This window comes from Pseudomonas sp. DWP3-1-2 (genome assembly GCF_049896285.1).
Lineage (GTDB): Bacteria > Pseudomonadota > Gammaproteobacteria > Pseudomonadales > Pseudomonadaceae > Aquipseudomonas.
Genome location: NZ_JAFCTZ010000001.1, coordinates 1,195,660 through 1,217,713, shown reverse-complemented (window position 1 = coordinate 1,217,713; position 22,054 = coordinate 1,195,660). Strand labels below are relative to the sequence as shown.

Genomic DNA, 22,054 nt, shown 5'->3' with positions numbered 1-22,054 from the left:
TGTGGGCCGCCGACCGGTCTGTCTTGTTATGCGCCGACCATAGTCGGGCTGATGACCTGGGTCAGGCTGCCGGATGTTGCCGGCGCTATGCCCGCCTCGAACTCAGGCCTGAAGTACTTGATCGCGCTGCCCAGCGGTTCTATCGCGCCCGGTGCGTGGGCGCAGAAGGTCTTGCCAGGGCCGAGGAAGTTCACCAGACCCAGCAGGGTCTCGATATCCCCCGGCTGGCCCTGGCCTTTCTCGATGGCGCGCAGAATCTTCACGCTCCAGGGCAAGCCATCGCGGCATGGCGTGCAGAACCCGCACGACTCCTGGGCGAAGAACTCTTCCATGTTGCGCAACAGCGAAACCATGTTGACCTTGTCATCGACAGCCATGGCCAGACCGGTACCCATCCGCGTACCGACCTTGGCGATGCCACCTGCATACATTTGTGCGTCCAGATGTTCCGGCAATAGAAAGCCGGTACCTGCGCCGCCCGGCTGCCAGCACTTGAGCTTGAAGCCGTCGCGCATGCCGCCCGCGTAGTCTTCGAACAACTCGCGTGCCTGCACGCCGAAAGGCAGCTCCCACAGGCCAGGGTTTTTCACCTTGCCGGAGAAACCCATCAGCTTGGTGCCGTGGTCTTCGCTACCTTCCCGGGCCAGGGATTTGTACCAGTCGTTACCGTTGCCCACGATGGCGGGCACGTTGCACAGGGTTTCGACGTTGTTCACGCACGTCGGCTTGCCCCACACGCCGACGGCGGCGGGGAAGGGCGGCTTGGAGCGCGGATTGGCGCGACGGCCTTCCAGGGAGTTGATCAATGCGGTTTCTTCACCGCAGATGTAGCGCCCGGCGCCGGTGTGCACGAACAGCTCGAAGTCGAAACCTGTGCCGAGAATGTTCTTGCCGAGCAACCCCGCGGCCTTGGCTTCCGCCACGGCGCGGTTCAGATGCTTGGCCGCAGTAACGTACTCACCACGGAGGAATATATAGCCGCGATAGGCTTTCAAGGCCCGCGCACTGATCAGCATGCCTTCCACCAACAGGTGCGGCAGCTGCTCCATCAACATCCGGTCTTTCCAGGTGTTGGGCTCCATTTCATCCGCATTGCACAGCAGGTAGCGGATGTTCATGGATTCATCTTTAGGCATCAGCCCCCACTTCACACCTGTGGGGAAGCCCGCGCCGCCGCGACCCTTGAGGCCGGAGTCCTTCACGGACTGCACGATCTCGTCAGGTGATTGCTCGGCAAACACCTTGCGGGCGGCTGCATAGCCGTCTTTGGCCTGATATTCCTCGAGCCATACAGGCTCGCCGTCATCGCGCAGACGCCAGGTCAGTGGATGGGTTTCTGCCGTACGCGCAATGCGGTTGGCAGGGCCGAAGGAAGTAATGGTCATGGGTAACCCTCCAGCATCTTGGCAACGCCCGAAGGCTGGATGTCGCCGAACGTATCATCGTCGACCATCACGGCCGGTGCCTTGTCGCAGTTACCCAGGCAGCAAACCGGCAACAGGGTGAAACGCCCGTCCGCGGTGGTCTGGCCGGGTGCAATGCCCAGCGAGTTCTGGATTTCTTCGACGACCGACTCATGGCCGGCAATGAAGCAGACCATGCTGTTGCAGACGCGAATGATGTGGCGGCCAACGGGCTGGCGGAAGATCTGGCTGTAGAACGTGGCCACACCTTCGACGTCGCTGGCGGGGATGCCAATGATTTCGCCAATGGCATAGATAGCGCCATCAGGCACCCAGCCACGTTCCTTCTGGACGATTTTCAGGGCTTCGATAGACGCCGCGCGGGGGTCTTCATAGTGATGCAATTCGTGCTCGATAGCCGAGCGCTCGGTTTCACTGAGAACGAAACGGTCTGTCTGGATCAGCGGGCTATTCATGCTTAACGGTCCACGTCGGCCATAACGAAGTCGATACTACCCAGGTACGCAATCAAGTCCGCGACCATGCTGCCCTTGATCACCGAAGGGATCTGTTGCAGGTGCGGGAAGCTTGGTGTGCGAATCCGGGTACGGTAGCTCATGGTGCCGCCGTCGCTCGTCAGGTAATAACTGTTGATGCCCTTGGTCGCTTCAATCATCTGGAAGGATTCGTTGGCCGGCATGACCGGGCCCCACGAAACCTGCAGAAAGTGCGTGATCAGGGTCTCGATGTGTTGCAGCGTGCGTTCTTTGGGCGGCGGCGTGGTCAGCGGGTGATCCGCCTTGTACGGGCCTTCCGGCATGTTGCGCATGCATTGATCGATGATCTTGATGCTCTGACGCATCTCTTCGACACGCACGATGCAGCGGTCATAGGCATCGCCGTTAACGGCCAGCGGTACTTCGAACTCGAAGTTCTCGTAACCCGAATAAGGGCGAGCCTTGCGAATGTCGAAATCGCAACCGGTTGAACGCAGGCCGGCACCCGTGACGCCCCACTCCAGTGCTTCCTTGGTGTTGTACGCCGCGACGCCGATGGTCCGGCCACGCAGGATGCTGTTGTCCAGCGCTGCTTTCTGATATTCGTCCAGACGCTTGGGCATCCACTCGACGAAATCCTTGACCAGTTTTTCCCAGCCGCGTGGCAGATCGTGGGCGACACCACCGATGCGGTACCAGGCCGGATGCAGGCGGAAGCCGGTAATGGCTTCGATCACGGTGTAGGCTTTTTGCCGGTCGGTGAAGGTGAAGAACACCGGTGTCATTGCGCCCACGTCCTGAATGTAAGTACCCAGGAACAGCAGGTGGCTGGTGATGCGGAAGAACTCGGCCATCATGATGCGGATGACGTCGACTTTCTCTGGCACCTTGATACCGGCCAGTTTCTCTACCGAAAGCACATACGGCAGGTTGTTCATCACGCCGCCGAGGTAGTCGATCCGGTCGGTGTACGGAATGTAGCTGTGCCAGGACTGACGCTCGCCCATCTTCTCGGCACCACGGTGGTGGTAACCGATATCAGGGACGCAATCGACGATTTCTTCACCGTCCAGTTGCAGGATGATGCGGAACGCACCGTGGGCCGAAGGGTGGTTCGGGCCCAGGTTGAGGAACATGTAGTCTTCGTTCGCGCCGGAACGCTTCATGCCCCAGTCTTCCGGACGGAAACGCGCGGCTTCCTCTTCCAGTTGCTGTTTGGCAAGGGTCAGGCTGAACGGATCGAATTCGGTGGCCCGTGCCGGGAAGTCCTTGCGCAGCGGGTGACCTTCCCAGGTGGGCGGCATCATGATTCGGGTCAGGTGCGGGTGACCGGGGAAGTCGATACCGAACATGTCCCAGACTTCGCGTTCGTACCAGTTGGCGTTTGGCCAGATGCCGGTCACGGTAGGGACGCTGAGGTCGCCTTCGGACAAGGCCACCTTGATCATCACGTCGCTGTTCCGCTCGATGGACAGCAAGTGGTAGAAGACGCTGAAGTCGGCGCCAGGCAAACCCTGGCGTTTAGTGCGCAGACGCTCGTCCATGCCATGCAGGTCGTACAGCATGACGTAGGGTTTGGGCAGCTGACGCAGGAACGTCAGCATTTCGATCAACCGTGCGCGCTCGACCCATAGCACGGGCATGCCAGTGCGGGTCGGCTGGGCGCTGAACGCTTCGGCGCCAAAACGGTTGTTCAGTTCAACGACGACATCTTGGTCGTCAGCCTTGTAAGGCGGGATGTACAGAGCACTGCCTGTAGTCATGATTTTTTTATCGCTTTCGGTCAACGTAAAGAATGAAGCCAGGTTCTCGTCTCTTTAACAGCAGCAGAACTGGATCAGACTTCGTCGGGGCTGCGCAGATTGGTCACTGCGATTCGCTGTTCGCGGCGCTGTTCCTTTTGCGACGGCATCTCGGCGCGATAGACGCCTTGTTCACCGACGACCCAGGACAGAGGGCGACGCTCCTGGCCGATGGATTCCTGCAGCAGCATCAAGCCTTGCAGAAATGCTTCGGGGCGGGGCGGGCAGCCAGGCACATAGACATCCACGGGCAGGAACTTGTCCACGCCTTGAACCACGGAATAGATGTCGTACATACCACCGGAGTTGGCGCACGAACCCATGGAGATGACCCACTTGGGTTCGAGCATTTGCTCGTAGAGACGCTGAATGATCGGCGCCATCTTGATAAAGCAGGTCCCGGCAATAACCATGAAATCCGCCTGACGCGGCGATGCCCGGATAACCTCGGCGCCGAAGCGGGCGATGTCGTGGGGCGCCGTGAAGGCGGTCGTCATTTCTACATAGCAGCACGACAGGCCGAAGTTGTAAGGCCACAGGGAGTTTTTACGCCCCCAGTTGACCGCACCGTTCAGCACGTCTTCCAGCTTGCCCATGTAGATGTTTTTGTGGACCTGGTCTTCTAGCGGGTCGGAAACAGTTTCCCGTTTGCCGATTGGATACTCTTCATTGGGAGCATCCGGGTCGATCCTGGTGAGATTGTATTGCATCGCCAAAGCCTCATTGTTTTAGCTTCGCTTGCCGAATACGGCGACCTTCGGGAGCCCAATCGAGCGCCCCTACCCGCCATAGGTAGACAAGACCTGCCAACAGAATTGCTATGAAAACGAGTGCTTCGACGAATCCGGTCCAGCCGCTTTCGCGGACGGACACAGACCAGGCAAAGAGAAAGAGGGCTTCAATGTCGAAAATCACGAAAAGCATCGCGACCAGGTAGAATTTTGCCGAAAAGCGAAGGCGGGCACTGCCGGTGGGAAGCATGCCGGACTCAAAGGGTTCATTTTTGCTGCGCCCCCAGGCTTTGCTACCCAGAAGGCTGGAGAGACCGAGCATGAAGGCGCAAAGGCCGACCACACCCAAAAGGAAAATGGCGAAGCCCCAGTTGTGGGCAATCAATCCTGTCGGTTCGTGCATGCTGGCTTTCCTTGACAGAGATCAGAGGTCTCTGGGCTTGAATAGAGTATAGGCAGTGACTATATGTCGCAGCGACATCAATCGCGGTGATTTTATGGGTAAACAGTTAGCAAGTAAATTTTCTACATCAAATTAATTTGCCGGATTAATCACCTGCACACTCCCGACAGGGCGCAGGGGCAGACGATACGGGCATTGGCAGGGTTTTGGTTAATTATGTTTCTTGTAAATTGTAAGGGACAAGGATTGATTGCCAAATGATAATAAGTATCATTTGATGTAAGTGGTGATAGTTTCGTTACATTTGTAAGGGGATAAGCGCGTTTATCACGGGCCTAAGTTGCAACTGTTGGGCGGGTTGGTGGGTGGTGAGGGTCAACGCAGCGTCTGCAGGCAAAGAAAAACCGCCCCGGAGGGCGGTTTCTTCAGTGCGGTGCGGCTAATCAGTGAAACTGTTCTTCTTCAGTCGAGCCGGTCAGCGCTGTTACCGATGAAGTGCCACCCTGAATCACGGTGGTCATGTCATCAAAGTAGCCGGTGCCCACTTCCTGCTGGTGCGCAACAAAGGTATAGCCTTTGGCCGCATCCGCGAACTCTTGCTCCTGCAGTTTGACGTAAGCGGTCATGTCGTTGCGGGCGTAGTCGTGCGCGAGGTTAAACATGCTGTGCCACATGTTGTGGATGCCAGCCAGGGTAATGAACTGGTGCTTGTAACCCATTGCCGACAGCTCACGCTGGAATTTCGCGATGGTCGCGTCGTCCAGGTTTTTCTTCCAGTTGAAGGAAGGCGAGCAGTTGTACGACAGCAGTTGGTCCGGGTATTCCTTCTTGATGGCTTCGGCGAAGCGACGAGCTTCGTCCAGATCCGGCTTGGCGGTTTCACACCAGATCAGATCGGCGTACGGCGCGTAGGCCAGGCCGCGGGAAATCGCCTGGTCTAGGCCTGCGCGGACTTTATAGAAACCCTCTTGCGTGCGAGTGCCGGTAACAAACTGTTGATCGTATGGATCGCAGTCCGAAGTCAGCAGATCGGCGGCGTTGGCGTCGGTGCGGGCCAGAATGATGGTCGGCACACCGGCGACGTCTGCGGCCAGACGGGCAGCGGTCAGCTTTTGCACGGCTTCCTGGGTCGGTACCAGTACCTTGCCACCCATGTGGCCGCATTTCTTGACGGACGCCAGTTGGTCTTCGAAGTGAACGCCTGCGGCGCCGGCTTCGATCATGCTTTTCATCAATTCATAAGCGTTCAGCACGCCGCCAAAACCGGCTTCGGCGTCGGCAACGATGGGTGCGAAGTAGTCGATGTAGCCTTCGTCGCCCGGGTTTTTACCGGCTTTCCACTGGATCTGGTCGGCGCGACGGAATGAGTTGTTGATGCGCTTGACCACGGTAGGAACCGAATCCACCGGGTACAGCGACTGATCGGGGTACATCGATTCGGCCGAGTTGTTGTCGGCGGCAACTTGCCAGCCCGACAGGTAAATCGCCTGGATACCGGCCTTGACCTGTTGTACGGCCTGGCCGCCGGTCAGGGCGCCCATGCAGTTGACGAAGTCTTTGTCAGGGCGGAAGGAAGGCTTGGCACCTTGGGTAACCAGGTTCCAGAGTTTTTCTGCGCCCAGTTTGGCGAAGGTGTGTTCAGGTTGAACCGAGCCACGCAGGCGGACGACATCAGCGGCTGAATAAGTACGGGTCACGTTTTTCCAGCGTGGATTTTCAGCCCAGTCTTTTTCGAGAGCGGCTATTTGTTGTTCGCGTGTCAGTGCCATGGAGATAAACCTCGTCGCAAAAGTATCGCATCGGTTTTGGTTGGAAGATTCCTTGCTCCGCCAAAACGCCCCGGGTATCGAAGGCACGTGGATGGCTGCTCGCTGATCATAGGTGTGGCTGACTGAGCCTGGTTTGCGAGGTGGCAACGTAGAACGATGAGCTCAAGGTGGAAGAGCGGGTCGTCGGCCTGGCCCCTGTCTGCAGTTCGGCTCGTGGATGCCTTGATGCAGTCAGTTAGCGGGTTGAGCAATCGACCGTATTACGCTTCCGTCCCTCGGGACAACTTCGTTCCAGTCGCAACCTCGTCAAACTGCCTTGTGGGCGGTACAGACACGAATCGGCTCAGGCGGGTAGGTTAGAGCAGCGATCCGAAGGCTCTGTGCAGGGCCTCTGATTAGCGGGAGCGGGGCAATCATGCCTCGCCGTTTTTAGTCCGTCAAACGTTTTGTAGTGGTTTTTTGATGCCACTACATCTTTGGTCTAATACGACTAATCAGTCAGTTTCGGGCTCTTGGGTGTTGATTCTTCCGGGGCTGCGATCGGGCGTTGCGGTCAGTCGAGCGTTTCAACCTTGACGCGCAGGGTCATGTCATCCCGACCTTGAGTCGAATAGCGGTTCGCCAGACCCTGCTGATCGGCAACCGACTGGCTGCTGGACCCGGCGAGGGTGAGCCATTCTCCCAGGCGCCCGGTGACCTGGCTGTCGGTGCTTTGCACGTTGATGACATCCGGTCGTTCCTGGCTCACGCGATCACGATTGGTGCTGATACTCAGGTGAACCGTGTCGCCCGTAACGCTGGCGGTTACGTAGAAGCCTTGGGTGACGTTGCGATACTCGGTGTTGCTCTGGGCGTAGCCGTAGGAATCGGACTGGGTCGTGGTCAGTGGAACGCTCTGCCCGATCTGGATCAGCGCAGGCGTGCCTTCGGTGGTCTGGACTTGCTGCACACCACCGTCACGGCTGGCCGTGCCGTAACTGATGATCCGCGTCGGATTGTTCCCCTGCGTATTGCGCGCCGCGTTGTCGCTGGTGTCGACGCTGATCAACAGCCGTTTGGGTGCGGTATCCAGTTGCGTGATCAATGCGCGAAGTTCCTCGATCTTTCCCGGTTCGGCGTTGACGATCAGTTGGTTGTTATAAGCGCTCACCTTGCCATCCTTGCCCAGAAAGGATTGCGCCACCGGCAGCAGCTCATCGCTGGTGCGGAAATTGAGTGGGACGACTTCAGTAGCGGCCATGGCATACACGCTACATGTGATCAGGAATGAAGTAACCAAGGTGCGCAGGAACATGTCCATATCTCCACTGATACGAATGTAGAAAACCGAGTTTGCCACTTTGTCGGCTTGAGAGGGGGCAAGTTGAATCCTGGACGGCAAAACGCCCCGCGACCCTGTTCCAACCTGAAGGGCTGGACTGGGGAAGCGGGGCGTTTTTAGCTGGACCTGAACGTCAGTCCGTATTGCGAACCATGTCTACGTGAGGCAAACCGGCCTCCAGAAACTCTTCGCTGACAATGGTGAAGCCATGACGCTCGTAAAACGCAGAGGCGTGCACCTGGGCGCTGAGCTTCTGCGGCTTGAGGTTGCGACGTTCGGCTTCGTCGATGACGGCATTGAGCAACGCATCGCCGACGTTCAGGCCCCGCCAGTCCCTGAGCACAGACAGCCTGCCGATTTCACCGTCAGGCAGCAGGCGTGCGGTACCCACGGGGTAGTCGCCTTCGAAAGCCAGGAAATGGATAGCCTCGGCATCTTCGGCATCCCATTCCAGCTCCGCAGGTACGGACTGTTCAGCGATGAACACCGCTTCGCGAATCCTGCGTATATCGGTATTGTCCTTTTGCCAGTCGGCAACGCGGACGTGGATTTTATTCATCGGCAAACCCCAGGCTTCCTTGTTTGACCAGCTCGCAGAGCAGGTTTCGTCCTTGTTCATCATTCAGCCACAGCGCGAGATTTTCGCTGTGCAGTGCATCAGCGGCGCAGATCAGCTTCAGCAGTTCGCGCAGGTGACCGGGAAGCAGGCGGCTTTGGCCGCTGGCGAACAGTAACAGGTCTTCATCAACTTCGGACCACGCCAGGCGTGCGCTTGGGTTGCGGATGAGAACTGCGCCCTGTTCCAGACTGGCCAGCAAGTCTTCTTCTTCCAGTTCCGGGCCAACCACCAGCTCCGGGTAGCGCGGCTCGGTCATGAACTGCCCGAACCAGGTCAGCAACAGACGCTCGTCGCCCATATGTTCGGCCAGCAAGGCTTTCAAACGGTCCAGCGCGTCATGCTGAATCTGGTGCGGGTCGCTGACCGGTTGTGCGTCGGCGTCGGTGTAGCGCTCTTCATCCGAGATGAACTGGCTGAGGAAGTCAGTAAAGTGGGTGAGCACTTCGGCGGCGCCTGGCGCGCGAAAGCCTACCGAATAGGTCAGGCAGTCATCGACGGCAACGCCGCAATGGGCCAGACGCGGCGGCAGGTAGAGCATGTCGCCGGGTTCCAGCGTCCATTCTTCGGTGCTCTGGAAATCGGCCAGGATGCGCAGGTCCGCATGTTGCAGCAGGGCGCTGTCGGCGTCGCACATTTGACCGATCTGCCAGTGCCGTTTGCCATGGCCCTGCAGCAGGAACACATCGTAATTGTCGTAATGCGGGCCGACGCTGCCACCCGGTGCGGCATAGCTGATCATCACGTCGTCAATGCGCCAGCTCGGCAGAAACCGGAAGTGCTCAAGCAGTTCACTGACTTCCGGCACGAATTGATCCACTGCCTGTACCAGCAGGGTCCAGTCACGCTCGGGGAGCTTGCTGAATTCGTCTTCGGCGAAAGGGCCGCGACGCAGTTCCCACGGACGCTCGCCGTTTTCGATGACCAGTCGCGACTCGACTTCTTCTTCCAATGCGAGGCCGGCCAGCTCGTCAGGGTCGATCGGGCTTTCGAAGCCCGGTATCGCCTGGCGGATCAAGAGGGGCTTTTTCTGCCAGTAGTCACGCAGGAAAACGCGAGCGCTGATGCCGCCCAACAATTGAAGAGGAATATCAGGATTCATGTGTAACCTATTGAGAAAACGTTTTTTACAGGAATAAAAACGCCCGGCACTGCCGGGCGTGTGCAATGTTTACCGCAGGTCAGATGCGCTTGGCTTGAGCCACGGCATTGCCGATGTAGCTGGCCGGGGTGAGCTTTTTCAGCTCGGCCTTGGCCTCGGCTGGCATGTCCAGGCCGTCGATGAAAGTCTGAAGTACTTCCGGGCTGATACCCTTGCCGCGTGTCAGCTCTTTCAGCTTTTCGTACGGGTTTTCGATGTCGTAGCGGCGCATGACCGTCTGGATCGGTTCGGCCAGGACTTCCCAGCAAGCGTCCAGGTCGGCGGCGATCTTCTGTTCGTTGAGCTCCAGCTTGCTGATGCCCTTGAGGCTCGCTTCGTAGGCAATGACGCTGTGAGCAAAGCCCACGCCCAGATTGCGCAGAACTGTGGAGTCCGTCAGGTCGCGCTGCCAGCGGGAGATTGGCAGTTTGCTGGCCAGGTGCTGAAACAGCGCGTTGGCGATGCCCAGGTTGCCTTCGGAGTTCTCGAAGTCGATCGGGTTGACCTTGTGCGGCATGGTCGAGGAGCCGATTTCGCCAGCGATGGTGCGCTGCTTGAAATAACCCAGGGAAATGTAGCCCCAGATATCACGATCGAAGTCGATCAGGATCGTATTGAAGCGGGCAATCGCGTCGAACAGTTCGGCAATGTAGTCATGGGGCTCGATCTGGGTGGTGTAGGGGTTGAAGCCCAGACCCAGTTCGTCCTCGATGAATGCGCGTGCATTGGCTTCCCAGTCGACGGCCGGGTAGGCCGAGAGGTGAGCATTGTAATTGCCGACCGCGCCATTGATTTTGCCCAGCAGTGGCACCGCTGCGACCTGGGCGATTTGACGCTCCAGGCGGTAGACAACGTTCGCCAGCTCTTTACCCAGGGTCGTTGGCGAAGCCGGTTGGCCGTGGGTGCGGGACAGCATGGGAACGTCAGCGAAACGGATAGCCAGTTCCCGAATGGATTCGGCGATCTGGCGCATCAGTGGCAGCATGACGTTGTCACGGCCTTCGCGCAGCATCAGGGCGTGGGACAGGTTGTTGATGTCTTCGCTGGTGCAGGCGAAGTGGATGAACTCGCTGACCTTGTCCAGCTCAGGCAGCTGGGCGGCCTGCTCCTTGAGCAGATACTCCACGGCCTTGACGTCGTGGTTGGTGGTGCGCTCGATTTCTTTCACGCGCTCGGCGTGGGTGATCGAGAAGTCTTCAGCCAGCGTGTTGAGAATTGCGTTGGCTTCGGCCGAAAAAGCCGGGACTTCGGTGATTTCCGGGTGAGCGGCCAGGCGCTGGAGCCAGCGCACTTCAACCATGACGCGAAAACGGATCAGGCCGTATTCGCTGAAAATTGGGCGCAGGGCCTGAGTTTTGCCGGCGTAGCGGCCGTCTACAGGGGAAACCGCAGTGAGCGAAGAAAGCTGCATAGGGTGTTCTCGGAGAGTCGGGCAACGAAATGAGGGCGCATATCATACATGAAAAACGGGGCAGATCCTTGCGGTCTGACCGGCGTATGGCGCCCGGTGTTTGTACGTATCAATCACGCAAGCCGGCGAATCAGCCGTGCATCAATGGATACAGTTCTTTCAATAACTTGCGTCGGCTGACGACCAGTTGCCAGCGATGGCCGCCAACTTGTCGCCACAAGCGGGCCGAACGGATACCGGCCAGCAGAAGAGCGCGGATTTTCGACGCGTTGTTCGGTTGTTGCAGGTTACGCATGTCGCCGTGAACCTGAATGCGCTGGCGCAACGTACTTAACGTGTCCTGGTACAGCGCGCCGCAGGCGGAGATCACGTTTTCATGGACAACGCCAAAGTGCTCGACCTGGGATTGAATCTGCGGCATGCGTTTGCCGATGGTTTCGAGCATGTCGTCACGCTTGGCCAACTGGCGTTCCAGGCCCAGCATTGACAGGGCGTAGCGCAGCGGCTCGCGCTGCAACGTCGCCGGATCGCGCTCCAGCGCGCTGGCCAGTGCCCGGTAGCCTTCGCGCAGGTTCAGGTCGTCACCGCCGTAGACGTCCAGCGTGTCCTTGGGGTCCAGTACCAGCAGGCTGCCGAGCATGCAGCCCATTGCAGCTTCGCTGGATTGCCCGGTCTTGGCGATGCGGTCAACCAGCACGGCGGCTTGAAAGACGCCACTCAGGGCGATGAGTTGTTCCTGAATCGGGGTCATCAACGCTTGTCCTTGCTGTGCCACGGTTCGGCGATTTCGATCACGCCGCCCCCCAGGCAGATTTCGCCGTCATAGAACACCACGGACTGGCCGGGTGTGACGGCGCGTTGAGGCTCGTCAAACGTCGCCCGGTAGCCATCAGCGGTCTGTTCAAGCGTGCATGGCTGGTCATTCTGGCGGTAGCGCACCTTGGCCGTCAGCCGGCGTGGTGTGCTCATGTCGATCGGATTCACCCAGTAAATCTGTGAGGCGATCAGCGCCCGGGAGAACAGCCATGGGTGATCGTTGCCTTGGCCGACGATCAGCTCGTTGTGCTCCAGGTCCTTGACCAGCACGTACCATGGGTCGTCGCTGGCGTCCTTGAGGCCGCCGATGCCCAGTCCCTGGCGCTGGCCGATGGTGTGATACATCAAGCCACTGTGGCGTCCGATGACTTCGCCTTCGGTGGTCTTGATTTCGCCGGGTTGGGCGGGTAGGTATTGACGCAAAAAGTCCGTGAAGCGACGTTCACCGATGAAACAGATGCCGGTGGAGTCCTTTTTCTTGGCGGTGGCCAGGCCGTGTTTCTCGGCAATGGCGCGCACGGCAGGCTTCTCCAGTTCGCCGACCGGGAACAGGGTCTTGGCAATCTGTTCACCGCCCACGGCATGCAGGAAGTAGCTCTGGTCCTTGTTCGGGTCCAGGCCCTTGAGCAGTTCGGTGCGGCCATCGACGTCGCGTCGGCGCACATAGTGGCCGGTGGCAATAAGGTCGGCGCCTAGCGTCAGGGCGTAGTCGAGGAACGCCTTGAATTTGATTTCGCGGTTGCAAAGGATGTCCGGGTTGGGCGTGCGCCCGGCTTTGTATTCGGCCAGGAAGTGCTCGAACACGTTGTCCCAGTATTCTGCGGCGAAGTTGGCGGTGTGCAGCTTGATGCCGATCTTGTCGCACACGGCCTGGGCGTCGGCCAGGTCTTCGCGAGCGGTGCAGTAGTCCGTTCCATCGTCTTCTTCCCAGTTCTTCATGAACAAGCCTTCCACCTGATAGCCCTGCTCCATGAGCAGAACGGCGGAAACGGAAGAATCTACGCCGCCGGACATGCCGACGATGACGCGCTTCGTTGCTGTATCGGAAAGGGCTGGATCACGCATAGGGATTCAATGGGTAGCTTCGAAAAGGACGCGATTCTAACAGGCTGAGGTCGCGGAGTCTCACACGCCGTCGCGCAGCAGGTTCAGACTGAAATGCTCGCCACTCAGATAATCGTCTATACAGCGCATCACCAGCTCGCTGCGCCAGCGGTCCTGTTCAGCCTGAAGTTGTTCCCGGGTCAGCCATAGAGGGCCGATGATGCCGTCATCCAACGGATAGTCGGGGTGGTGGCGAAGTGGTTTGGCGGCGAAACAGATGCGCTGATAGGTCACGCCGTTGCTGGGGGCGGTGTAGAGGTAAATCCCGATGACACTGGTGAGTTCGACGTCCCAGCCGGTTTCTTCCAGGGTTTCGCGTACCGCGGCGTTTTGCAGGGTCTCGTCAGGGTCCAGATGGCCGGCTGGTTGGTTGAGCACGGCTTTCCCGCCCTTGAGTTCTTCGACGATCAGAAAGCGGCCGTGATCTTCAACAATTGTGGCGACGGTGACATGGGCTTGCCATTGCATGGTGAGTGACCCTTGTGCATGAAAGTTGGGCGCGACAGCGCCGAGCGTTGACTGTCGCAGAAACAGAAACCCCGGCGCGAGGCCGGGGTTCCGTTGGACATGGCGTTTTTCAGGCGCCTGACCGCTGCAGCCTTACACCAGCGAAGCGATCGCCGCGTTGAAGGTTGCGCTTGGGCGCATGACCTTGCTGGTCAGCTCGGCGTTCGGGTAGTAGTAACCGCCGATGTCCGCAGGTTTGCCTTGAACGGCATTGAGCTCGGCAACGATTTTTTCTTCGTTGTCGGCCAGGGTTTTCGCCAGCGGCGTGAACTGCGCTTTCAGCGCTGCGTCGTCGTTCTGTGCTGCCAGCGCCTGAGCCCAGAAAAGCGCCAGGTAGAAGTGGCTGCCGCGGTTGTCGATGTTGCCGACTTTACGCGAAGGCGACTTGTTGCGGTCCAGGAACTCACCGGTCGCCTGATCCAGCGTCTTCGACAGGACCAGTGCTTTCGGGTTGTTGTAGGTGCTGCCCAAGTGCTCAAGGGACGCCGCCAGCGCCAGGAACTCACCCAGGGAATCCCAGCGCAGGAAGTTTTCCTCGACCAGTTGCTGAACGTGTTTCGGGGCCGAACCACCGGCACCGGTCTCGAACAGGCCGCCACCGCTCATCAGTGGCACGATCGACAGCATCTTGGCGCTGGTGCCCAGCTCCATGATCGGGAACAGGTCGGTCAGGTAGTCGCGCAGCACGTTACCGGTCACCGAAATGGTGTCCTTGCCGGCGCGAGTGCGCTCCAGGGTAAAGTTCATCGCGTCGACAGGCGACATGATGCGGATATCCAGACCCGAAGTGTCGTGGTCACGCAGGTAGGTCTGGACCTTCTCGATCATCACGCCATCGTGAGCGCGGGCCGGATCAAGCCAGAACACCGCAGGGGTGTTGCTGGCGCGAGCGCGGTTCACGGCCAGTTTGACCCAGTCCTGGATAGGTGCGTCTTTGGCCTGGCACATGCGCCAGATATCACCGGCTTCAACCTTCTGCTCCATCAGCAACTTGCCGTCGCTGTCGGTCACGCGAACCACGCCGTCGGCTTGAATGTGGAAGGTCTTGTCGTGGGAACCGTACTCTTCGGCTTTCTGCGCCATCAGGCCAACGTTTGGCACGCTGCCCATGGTGGTCGGGTCGAAGGCGCCGTGTTTCTTGCAGTCTTCAATGGTGGCCTGGTAGATGGTCGCGTAGCAACGGTCCGGGATCACCGCTTTGGTGTCGTGCAGTTCGCCGTCGGCGCCCCACATTTTGCCGGAGTCACGGATCATGGCGGGCATCGATGCGTCGACGATTACGTCGCTAGGCACGTGCAGGTTGGTGATGCCCTTGTCGGAGTTGACCATCGCCAGCGGTGCGCGCACAGCGTAGACGGCTTCAATGTCCGCCTTGATTTCGGCTTGTTTCTCGGCAGGCAGCACGGTGATGCGGTCGTACAGGTCGCCGATGCCGTTGTTCAGGCTGAAGCCGACTTGCTTGAGGATGTCGGCGTGCTTGGTCAGCGCGTCCTTGTAGTACTCGGCGACGATCTGGCCGAACATGATCGGGTCCGAGACCTTCATCATGGTCGCTTTCAAGTGCACAGAGAACAGCACGCCCTTGGCTTTGGCGTCCTCGATTTCTTTGGCGATGAAGGTGCGCAGGGCTTTTTTGCTCAGGGTGGAGCAATCGATGATCTCGCCTGCCTTGACTGCCGTTTTTTCTTTCAGGACGGTGGTTGTGCCGTCTTGAGCGATCAGTTCGATCTTGACGCTGCCAGGGGTTTCAATCAGGGCGGCTTTTTCGCTGCCGTAGAAGTCGCCTTCGCTCATGTAGGCAACGTGGGACTTGGAGTCGGGGCTCCAGGCGCCCATTTTGTGCGGGTGCTTGCGGGCGTAATTCTTGACTGACAGCGGGGCGCGACGATCAGAGTTGCCTTCACGCAGGACCGGGTTCACGGCGCTGCCTTTGGTTTTGTCGTAGCGGGCGCGAACGTCTTTTTCAGCGTCAGTGCTCGGTGCTTCCGGGTAGTCGGGGATAGCAAAGCCCTGGTCTTGCAGTTCTTTGATAGTCGCCTTGAGTTGCGGGACCGAGGCACTGATGTTGGGGAGTTTGATGATGTTGGCTTCTGGCGTGGTCGCCAGTTTGCCCAGTTCGGCAAGATGATCCGCTACTTGCTGATCAGCGCGGAGCGACTCCGGGAAGCTGGAAAGAATGCGGGCTGCCAGGGAAATGTCTCGCGTTTCAACGTCGATATCGGAAGAGGCGGTAAAAGCTTCGATGATAGGGAGCAGCGAGTAGGTGGCGAGGGCAGGGGCTTCGTCGGTGAAGGTGTAGATGATCTTCGAGCGGTTGGACATTTCGTATGAACTCTCTTTTGCTGAGCATGCACAAAATCTCGATGCGCGCAGGGTATGCACTCTTGCTCACAGTCCCTTCATGAGCCTAAGTCGAGGTTTATTCGCGATTGATGATGGTGGGTGCATCAGTCGAGCGTCGCGCGATGAACTGCCAGGGCAGCCCAACGCCTATAAAGGCTGAAAGTCACGTATCAGACTGGTCAACCCCTATGACCCGGTAGTCACGCCGGGAGTATATCAAACCATTGGTCTTAAGCATTAATGCTATGCGTGCTAACGAATGAGCGATATAGGCCGTTGGTCGAGGGTCTTGGTCAAAACCGGCTCTGTATCCTTGCGCGTCGCGGCCGCATGAGGCTTTATCGTGTCGCGTCGGCTCTGCCATGAGTTGCCAGTAGCGCTGCGGCTGACTACGCTCAATCGCATTCAGGATTTCTCAACAGACCACACCGGAGTAGAACAATAATGGGATACCAGAAGATTCAGGTTCCAGCCGTTGGCGAAAAGATCACGGTCAACGCCGATCATTCTCTGAACGTGCCTGATAACCCGATCATTCCGTTCATTGAGGGTGACGGGATTGGAGTGGATATCAGTCCGGTCATGATCAAGGTGGTGGATGCCGCCGTCGACAAGGCCTACGGCGGCCAGCGCAAGATTTCCTGGATGGAAGTCTACGCCGGCGAGAAAGCGACTCAGGTTTACGACCAGGACACGTGGCTGCCCCAGGAAACGCTGGATGCCGTGAAGGATTACGTGGTTTCGATCAAGGGGCCGCTGACCACCCCGGTAGGTGGCGGGATCCGCTCCTTAAACGTCGCGCTGCGTCAGCAACTGGACTTGTATGTCTGTTTGCGTCCGGTGCGCTGGTTCGAAGGCGTGCCAAGCCCGGTCAAAAAACCCGGCGATGTGGATATGACGATTTTTCGGGAAAACTCCGAAGACATCTACGCCGGGATTGAATGGAAAGCAGGTTCGCCTGAGGCGATCAAGGTCATCAAGTTCCTCAAGGAGGAAATGGGCGTTACCAAAATCCGCTTCGACCAGGATTGCGGCATCGGCATCAAGCCGGTTTCCAAGGAAGGCACTCAGCGCCTCGCGCGCAAGGCGTTGCAGTATGTGGTGGACAATGATCGGGACTCACTGACCATCGTGCACAAAGGCAACATCATGAAGTTCACCGAAGGTGCCTTCAAGGAATGGGCGTACGAGATTGCGGCTCAGGAATTCGGGGCGACGCTGCTCGACGGTGGGCCGTGGATGCAGTTCAAGAACCCCAGAACCGGCAAGAATGTCATCGTCAAAGATGCCATCGCCGATGCGATGCTCCAGCAAATTCTGCTCCGGCCCGCTGAATACGACGTTATCGCGACGCTCAACCTCAACGGCGACTATCTGTCTGATGCATTGGCGGCGGAAGTGGGCGGGATCGGTATTGCGCCGGGGGCCAACCTGTCGGACACGGTGGCCATGTTCGAGGCGACACACGGCACGGCACCTAAATACGCAGGCAAAGACCAGGTCAATCCGGGGTCGTTGATTCTGTCCGCCGAAATGATGTTGCGCCACATGGGGTGGATCGAAGCGGCAGACCTGATCATCAAGGGAACAAACGGTGCGATTTCCGCGAAAACTGTTACTTATGATTTCGAGCGGTTAATGGATGGTGCGACGCTGCTGTCTTCATCAGCCTTTGGTGATGCGCTGATTTCTCATATGTGAGATTGAAGCGGCATTGCAAGCAGAATCGGCCGGTTCAGGTGTCTGAACCGGCCGATTTGCATGTGGTGCAGGAGTGGGTCGCGCTTGCCGGGTCAGGCAGTCACTGTATCGGACTTGCTGGTGTGACTTGGAGATTCGGCGGGTGACGCAGCATTATCGCTTATCGCCGCTGCCTGGATATCCACTGCATGCAAGCCCTTGGGCCCCTGGATGATCTCAAAATTGACCGGCTGGCCAGCTTTGAGGGTTTTATACCCGTCCATCTTGATGGCCGAGTAATGGGCGAACAAATCTTCATCTCTACCATCGGCAAGGATGAAACCATAACCTTTTGCATTATTGAACCACTTGACCTTACCGCTGAGCATAGTCACATCCCTCTGCAAAGGACTCCGTTGGGAGTATCATCCACCTCATCCGCCGGACCTAAAAAAATTTTGGTTGACTGCGCGGACCCTTTTTACCCAATGTGGGTTCTATTGTTTGTAACACCGTTTAGCCGATAGTCAAGGTCATGCGGCGGTCTGTTTGAAAACCGGTCAGACCAGGGCTAATTATTTTCTATCCGCCATCTACGAACTCTTCTTTCCATGCATGCAATCAGCAAGATTCGACTAACATTCAATCAGGACAGTCCGGGTTCCCGTGAGGATGACGCGGCAGGCATTGCAGTTCAGGACGCAAAGCCGACGCTACAGGCGCCGCCGATGTACAAGGTGGTTTTATTTAACGACGACTACACCCCAATGGACTTTGTTGTTGAAGTGCTTGAGGTGTTTTTTAACCTGAATCGTGAGCTGGCGACCAAGGTCATGCTGGCTGTCCATACAGAGGGACGGGCAGTATGTGGATTGTTTACCCGCGACATCGCCGAGACCAAGGCAACGCAGGTGAACCAATACGCCAGGGAAAGCCAGCATCCGCTACTCTGTGAGATCGAGAAGGACGGTTAAACGCCGACCACTTGGGTATGAGGTGAAGCTATGTTAAACCGTGAGCTCGAAGTCACCCTCAATCTGGCCTTCAAGGAGGCACGCTCCAAGCGTCATGAATTCATGACCGTGGAGCACCTGCTGCTGGCTCTATTGGATAACGAGGCTGCCGCCACTGTTCTGCGTGCCTGCGGCGCAAACCTCGATAAACTCAAGCATGATCTGCAGGAGTTTATCGACTCCACTACGCCACTTATTCCTGTCCACGATGAAGACCGTGAAACCCAGCCAACCCTGGGCTTTCAGCGCGTTCTGCAGCGTGCGGTGTTCCACGTACAGAGCTCCGGCAAGCGTGAAGTGACTGGCGCAAACGTGCTGGTTGCGATTTTCAGTGAGCAGGAAAGCCAGGCTGTATTTCTGCTCAAGCAGCAAAGCGTTGCGCGCATCGATGTCGTCAACTACATCGCTCACGGCATTTCCAAAGTGCCCGGGCATGGCGATCACTCTGAAGGTGAGCAAGATATGCAGGACGACGAGGGCGGTGAGTCTTCTTCTTCAGGCAATCCTCTGGATGCCTATGCCAGTAACCTTAACGAACTGGCTCGCCAGGGTCGCATCGATCCGCTGGTCGGCCGTGAGATGGAAGTCGAGCGCGTGGCGCAGATCCTGGCCAGGCGTCGGAAGAACAACCCGCTGCTGGTAGGCGAGGCGGGTGTTGGCAAGACGGCTATCGCGGAAGGTCTGGCCAAGCGCATCGTCGACAACCAGGTCCCTGATCTGCTTGCCAACAGTGTCGTGTATTCCCTCGATCTCGGCGCATTGCTGGCCGGGACCAAGTACCGGGGCGATTTCGAGAAGCGCTTCAAGGCCCTGCTCAATGAGCTGAAAAAACGTCCTCACGCGATTCTCTTCATCGATGAAATTCACACCATCATCGGTGCGGGCGCTGCGTCGGGCGGCGTGATGGATGCTTCGAACCTGCTCAAGCCGCTGCTGTCTTCGGGTGATATCCGGTGTATCGGCTCGACGACTTTCCAGGAATTCCGCGGCATCTTCGAAAAGGATCGTGCCTTGGCACGACGTTTCCAGAAGGTCGACGTCTCGGAGCCGTCGGTGGAGGACACCATCGGTATCCTCAGGGGGCTCAAGGGCCGTTTCGAGCTGCATCACAATATCGAGTACAGCGACGAAGCCCTGCGCGCCGCTGCCGAACTGGCGTCGCGCTACATCAATGACCGGCATATGCCGGACAAGGCCATCGATGTGATCGACGAGGCGGGCGCCTATCAGCGTCTGCAGCCGGTCGAGAAGCGCGTGAAACGTATTGATGTGGCGCAAGTTGAAGATATCGTCGCGAAAATCGCGCGTATCCCCCCAAAACACGTCAACAGTTCCGACAAAGAGCTGCTGCGTAATCTTGAGCGTGATCTCAAGCTGACGGTGTTTGGTCAGGATGCAGCTATCGATTCGTTGTCCACGGCCATCAAGCTGTCCCGTGCTGGTTTGAAATCGCCGGACAAACCGGTCGGTTCTTTCCTGTTCGCCGGTCCTACCGGTGTTGGCAAGACCGAAGCCGCCCGGCAGTTGGCCAAGGCGCTGGGGATCGAGCTGGTGCGTTTCGACATGTCTGAATACATGGAGCGCCACACCGTATCGCGGTTGATCGGTGCACCTCCAGGCTATGTGGGCTTCGATCAGGGCGGCCTTCTGACTGAAGCCATTACCAAGCAGCCTCATTGCGTATTGCTCCTCGATGAAATCGAAAAAGCGCACCCGGAAGTCTTTAACCTGCTGCTGCAGGTCATGGATCACGGGACCTTGACCGACAACAACGGGCGCAAGGCCGATTTCCGCAACGTGATCGTGATCATGACCACCAACGCCGGCGCCGAAACCGCAGCGCGTGCGTCCATCGGTTTCACTCATCAGGACCATTCGTCCGATGCGATGGAGGTGATCAAGAAAAGCTTCACGCCGGAGTTCCGCAACCGTCTGGACACCATCATTCAATTTGGTCGCCTCAGTCATGAGGTCATCAAAAGCGTGGTGGACAAGTTCCTTACCGAGCTTCAGGCGCAGTTGGAGGACAAACGGGTCTTGCTCGAAGTCTCCGATGCGGCAAGAAGCTGGCTGGCGGCGGGTGGTTACGACGCGCAGATGGGCGCTCGACCTATGGCTCGATTGATTCAGGACAAGATCAAGCGTCCCCTGGCTGAGGAGATCCTGTTTGGCGAGTTGGCTGAGCACGGAGGTGTTGTGCACATCGACGTCAAGGATGGCGAGATGACCTTCGACTTCGAGACCACGGCAGAAATGGCGTAGTCCGTTGGCTTAGTCTGAGGCAAGCAAAAGCCCCGCATCTCGCAAGAGCTGCGGGGTTTTTTGTTGGGTAAGGCGTTACATTTTTGCGAGGCCATTTTGAGCTGCACCCCACGGTGGCGCGTGTCAACACAAAATCCAGGCGAACAAAAACGCCCGGCAGGTGCCGGGCGTTTTTGTTAAGACCTGCTTATCGGGCGCGGTAAGTAATGCGCCCTTTGCTCAGGTCGTAGGGCGTCAGCTCAACACGCACCTTGTCACCGGTAAGAATACGGATGTAGTTCTTGCGCATCTTGCCGGAGATATGCGCGGTTACGACGTGCCCGTTTTCCAACTCCACACGAAACATGGTGTTGGGCAGGGTGTCGACGACAGTGCCTTCCATTTCGAAGCTGTCTTCTTTCGACATGCAGTAAAGCCCTCGGTATCCAATGAGTGGCCCGGTGCAAGTGGCGCCAGGCAAAAGCGGCGTGCATTGTGCCCGAAAAAGGATGGTTAAGCCAAGGGCTTCAGTAAAGAGTGACCCATCTCTGGTTTGTCAGCAGCTCGATAGGCCGATATTGGGTCTTGTAATTCATCTTTTGGCAGTTCTTTATCCAGTACCCCAGATAGACCGCATGAAGCTTGAGCCGCGATGCTTCAGCGATCTGCCACAAAATGGCGTAGCGCCCCAGACTGCGGCGCTCTTCGGTGGGTTCGTAGAAGGTGTAAACCGCTGAGAGGCCGTTGGGTAGCAGGTCGGTAACGGCGACTGCGAGCAAGCGTTTTTCAAGGCGAAATTCATAGAACCTGCAAAAGGGCAGGTCGCGAACTAAAAAAGTTGAAAACTGGTCGCGGCTGGGTGGAAACATATCGCCGTCGGCATGCCTTTGTTCGATATAGCGCTGATAAAGATCGAAATACTCTTCGGTGAAGTGAGGTTTTGTGGCGGTCACCTGAATATCTGCATTGCGCTTGAAAATGCGCTTCTGCTGGCGATTCGGCACGAACAGGTCAACCGGGATTCTGGCGGGAACGCACGCACTGCAATTCTGGCAGTGAGGGCGGTACAGGTGGTCGCCACTGCGACGGAAGCCCATGTCCGAGAGGTCGGCATAGACTTTGACGTCCATTGGCTGGCTGGGGTCCAGGAATAGCGTGGTCGCTTGTTCCTCAGGCAAGTAGCTGCAGGAATGGGGTTGCGTGGCATAGAACTTAAGCCGGGCCAGCTCTGTCATGATCGCCCCCCTGAGAAAAAC

20 protein-coding genes are annotated in these 22,054 nt (G+C 57.9%); 3 read left to right on the top strand and 17 right to left on the bottom strand.

What is annotated here, in order from left to right; genetic code table 11:
* Positions 1 to 26: 26 nt before the first annotated feature.
* From nuoF to ACP7B0_RS05680, 14 genes are all read right to left on the bottom strand, one after another.
* Complete coding sequence (gene nuoF / locus ACP7B0_RS05745; RefSeq protein ID WP_426140011.1) at positions 27 to 1,385, bottom strand: NADH-quinone oxidoreductase subunit NuoF; 1,359 nt, start codon at positions 1,383 to 1,385, stop codon at positions 27 to 29.
* A complete protein-coding gene (gene nuoE / locus ACP7B0_RS05740; protein WP_426140009.1) occupies positions 1,382 to 1,879 on the bottom strand; it encodes an NADH-quinone oxidoreductase subunit NuoE in 498 nt (165 codons plus the stop codon). The genes nuoF and nuoE overlap by 4 nt, the downstream gene beginning before the upstream one ends.
* Positions 1,880 to 1,881: 2 nt before the next feature.
* A complete protein-coding gene (nuoC, locus tag ACP7B0_RS05735; RefSeq protein ID WP_426140007.1) occupies positions 1,882 to 3,663 on the bottom strand; it encodes an NADH-quinone oxidoreductase subunit C/D in 1,782 nt (593 codons plus the stop codon).
* Positions 3,664 to 3,737: 74 nt separating this feature from the next.
* Complete coding sequence (locus ACP7B0_RS05730; protein ID WP_020290204.1) at positions 3,738 to 4,412, bottom strand: NuoB/complex I 20 kDa subunit family protein; 675 nt, start codon at positions 4,410 to 4,412, stop codon at positions 3,738 to 3,740.
* A gap of 10 nt (positions 4,413 to 4,422) precedes the next feature.
* Positions 4,423 to 4,836 (bottom strand): NADH-quinone oxidoreductase subunit A, encoded by a 414-nt coding sequence (locus ACP7B0_RS05725; RefSeq protein WP_426140005.1) that lies wholly within the window; start codon positions 4,834 to 4,836, stop codon positions 4,423 to 4,425.
* A gap of 443 nt (positions 4,837 to 5,279) precedes the next feature.
* Positions 5,280 to 6,605, bottom strand: coding sequence for an isocitrate lyase (aceA, locus tag ACP7B0_RS05720; RefSeq protein ID WP_426140003.1), 1,326 nt, complete (start codon positions 6,603 to 6,605; stop codon positions 5,280 to 5,282).
* A 553-nt stretch (positions 6,606 to 7,158) separates the two neighbouring features.
* Positions 7,159 to 7,905 (bottom strand): secretin N-terminal domain-containing protein, encoded by a 747-nt coding sequence (locus ACP7B0_RS05715; protein WP_426140082.1) that lies wholly within the window; start codon positions 7,903 to 7,905, stop codon positions 7,159 to 7,161.
* Between the two features lie 154 nt (positions 7,906 to 8,059).
* Positions 8,060 to 8,485 carry a GNAT family N-acetyltransferase gene (locus ACP7B0_RS05710; protein WP_426140002.1) on the bottom strand — a complete coding sequence of 142 codons (426 nt, stop codon included), beginning with the start codon at positions 8,483 to 8,485 and terminating at the stop codon, positions 8,060 to 8,062.
* Entirely contained in the window at positions 8,478 to 9,644 is a 1,167-nt protein-coding gene (locus ACP7B0_RS05705) for a JmjC domain-containing protein (RefSeq protein ID WP_426140000.1), read from the bottom strand. Before ACP7B0_RS05705 ends, ACP7B0_RS05710 begins: the two co-directional genes overlap by 8 nt.
* A gap of 79 nt (positions 9,645 to 9,723) precedes the next feature.
* The gene (purB, locus tag ACP7B0_RS05700; protein ID WP_426139999.1) at positions 9,724 to 11,094 is read right to left on the bottom strand and encodes an adenylosuccinate lyase; all 1,371 of its coding nucleotides are present in this window, start codon (positions 11,092 to 11,094) and stop codon (positions 9,724 to 9,726) included.
* A 130-nt stretch (positions 11,095 to 11,224) separates the two neighbouring features.
* A complete protein-coding gene (hflD, locus tag ACP7B0_RS05695; protein WP_426139998.1) occupies positions 11,225 to 11,845 on the bottom strand; it encodes a high frequency lysogenization protein HflD in 621 nt (206 codons plus the stop codon).
* Positions 11,845 to 12,975, bottom strand: coding sequence for a tRNA 2-thiouridine(34) synthase MnmA (mnmA, locus tag ACP7B0_RS05690; RefSeq protein WP_426139997.1), 1,131 nt, complete (start codon positions 12,973 to 12,975; stop codon positions 11,845 to 11,847). The genes hflD and mnmA overlap by 1 nt, the downstream gene beginning before the upstream one ends.
* A gap of 60 nt (positions 12,976 to 13,035) precedes the next feature.
* Complete coding sequence (locus tag ACP7B0_RS05685; RefSeq protein WP_426139996.1) at positions 13,036 to 13,482, bottom strand: NUDIX hydrolase; 447 nt, start codon at positions 13,480 to 13,482, stop codon at positions 13,036 to 13,038.
* A 132-nt stretch (positions 13,483 to 13,614) separates the two neighbouring features.
* Positions 13,615 to 15,843: an NADP-dependent isocitrate dehydrogenase gene (locus tag ACP7B0_RS05680; protein WP_426139995.1), complete on the bottom strand. Its 2,229-nt coding sequence runs from the start codon at positions 15,841 to 15,843 to the stop codon at positions 13,615 to 13,617.
* Positions 15,844 to 16,308: 465 nt separating this feature from the next.
* Between ACP7B0_RS05680 and icd the strand changes: the two genes are divergently transcribed.
* Positions 16,309 to 17,565 (top strand): NADP-dependent isocitrate dehydrogenase, encoded by a 1,257-nt coding sequence (icd, locus tag ACP7B0_RS05675; RefSeq protein WP_426139994.1) that lies wholly within the window; start codon positions 16,309 to 16,311, stop codon positions 17,563 to 17,565.
* A gap of 92 nt (positions 17,566 to 17,657) precedes the next feature.
* On the opposite strand, the gene cspD is transcribed toward icd, so the two are convergent.
* Positions 17,658 to 17,933, bottom strand: coding sequence for a cold shock domain-containing protein CspD (gene cspD / locus ACP7B0_RS05670; protein ID WP_426139993.1), 276 nt, complete (start codon positions 17,931 to 17,933; stop codon positions 17,658 to 17,660).
* A gap of 222 nt (positions 17,934 to 18,155) precedes the next feature.
* On the opposite strand from cspD, the gene clpS reads away from it, so the two are divergent.
* Together clpS and clpA are read left to right on the top strand one after the other, a co-directional pair.
* Positions 18,156 to 18,518, top strand: coding sequence for an ATP-dependent Clp protease adapter ClpS (gene clpS / locus ACP7B0_RS05665; protein WP_020290217.1), 363 nt, complete (start codon positions 18,156 to 18,158; stop codon positions 18,516 to 18,518).
* A 30-nt stretch (positions 18,519 to 18,548) separates the two neighbouring features.
* Positions 18,549 to 20,819: an ATP-dependent Clp protease ATP-binding subunit ClpA gene (gene clpA / locus ACP7B0_RS05660; RefSeq protein ID WP_426139992.1), complete on the top strand. Its 2,271-nt coding sequence runs from the start codon at positions 18,549 to 18,551 to the stop codon at positions 20,817 to 20,819.
* Positions 20,820 to 21,006: 187 nt separating this feature from the next.
* Here the strand turns inward: clpA and infA are convergent, their stop codons facing one another.
* Both infA and ACP7B0_RS05650 read right to left on the bottom strand, forming a co-directional pair.
* Positions 21,007 to 21,225 carry a translation initiation factor IF-1 gene (gene infA, locus ACP7B0_RS05655; RefSeq protein ID WP_002553999.1) on the bottom strand — a complete coding sequence of 73 codons (219 nt, stop codon included), beginning with the start codon at positions 21,223 to 21,225 and terminating at the stop codon, positions 21,007 to 21,009.
* Positions 21,226 to 21,325: 100 nt separating this feature from the next.
* Entirely contained in the window at positions 21,326 to 22,033 is a 708-nt protein-coding gene (locus ACP7B0_RS05650; protein WP_426139991.1) for an arginyltransferase, read from the bottom strand.
* Between the last annotated feature and the right edge of the window lie 21 nt (positions 22,034 to 22,054).

Excerpts from the sequence above, each read along its gene's own strand:
- nuoF (WP_426140011.1), bottom strand. The coding sequence starts at position 1,385 with ATGACCATTACTTCCTTCGGCCCTGCCAACCGCATTGCGCGTACGGCA.
- nuoE (WP_426140009.1), bottom strand. The coding sequence starts at position 1,879 with ATGAATAGCCCGCTGATCCAGACAGACCGTTTCGTTCTCAGTGAAACC.
- nuoC (WP_426140007.1), bottom strand. The coding sequence starts at position 3,663 with ATGACTACAGGCAGTGCTCTGTACATCCCGCCTTACAAGGCTGACGAC.
- ACP7B0_RS05730 (WP_020290204.1), bottom strand. The coding sequence starts at position 4,412 with ATGCAATACAATCTCACCAGGATCGACCCGGATGCTCCCAATGAAGAG.
- ACP7B0_RS05725 (WP_426140005.1), bottom strand. The coding sequence starts at position 4,836 with ATGCACGAACCGACAGGATTGATTGCCCACAACTGGGGCTTCGCCATT.
- aceA (WP_426140003.1), bottom strand. The coding sequence starts at position 6,605 with ATGGCACTGACACGCGAACAACAAATAGCCGCTCTCGAAAAAGACTGG.
- ACP7B0_RS05715 (WP_426140082.1), bottom strand. The coding sequence starts at position 7,905 with ATGGACATGTTCCTGCGCACCTTGGTTACTTCATTCCTGATCACATGT.
- ACP7B0_RS05710 (WP_426140002.1), bottom strand. The coding sequence starts at position 8,485 with ATGAATAAAATCCACGTCCGCGTTGCCGACTGGCAAAAGGACAATACC.
- ACP7B0_RS05705 (WP_426140000.1), bottom strand. The coding sequence starts at position 9,644 with ATGAATCCTGATATTCCTCTTCAATTGTTGGGCGGCATCAGCGCTCGC.
- purB (WP_426139999.1), bottom strand. The coding sequence starts at position 11,094 with ATGCAGCTTTCTTCGCTCACTGCGGTTTCCCCTGTAGACGGCCGCTAC.
- hflD (WP_426139998.1), bottom strand. The coding sequence starts at position 11,845 with ATGACCCCGATTCAGGAACAACTCATCGCCCTGAGTGGCGTCTTTCAA.
- mnmA (WP_426139997.1), bottom strand. The coding sequence starts at position 12,975 with ATGCGTGATCCAGCCCTTTCCGATACAGCAACGAAGCGCGTCATCGTC.
- ACP7B0_RS05685 (WP_426139996.1), bottom strand. The coding sequence starts at position 13,482 with ATGCAATGGCAAGCCCATGTCACCGTCGCCACAATTGTTGAAGATCAC.
- ACP7B0_RS05680 (WP_426139995.1), bottom strand. The coding sequence starts at position 15,843 with ATGTCCAACCGCTCGAAGATCATCTACACCTTCACCGACGAAGCCCCT.
- icd (WP_426139994.1), top strand. The coding sequence starts at position 16,309 with ATGGGATACCAGAAGATTCAGGTTCCAGCCGTTGGCGAAAAGATCACG.
- cspD (WP_426139993.1), bottom strand. The coding sequence starts at position 17,933 with ATGCTCAGCGGTAAGGTCAAGTGGTTCAATAATGCAAAAGGTTATGGT.
- clpS (WP_020290217.1), top strand. The coding sequence starts at position 18,156 with ATGCATGCAATCAGCAAGATTCGACTAACATTCAATCAGGACAGTCCG.
- clpA (WP_426139992.1), top strand. The coding sequence starts at position 18,549 with ATGTTAAACCGTGAGCTCGAAGTCACCCTCAATCTGGCCTTCAAGGAG.
- infA (WP_002553999.1), bottom strand. The coding sequence starts at position 21,225 with ATGTCGAAAGAAGACAGCTTCGAAATGGAAGGCACTGTCGTCGACACC.
- ACP7B0_RS05650 (WP_426139991.1), bottom strand. The coding sequence starts at position 22,033 with ATGACAGAGCTGGCCCGGCTTAAGTTCTATGCCACGCAACCCCATTCC.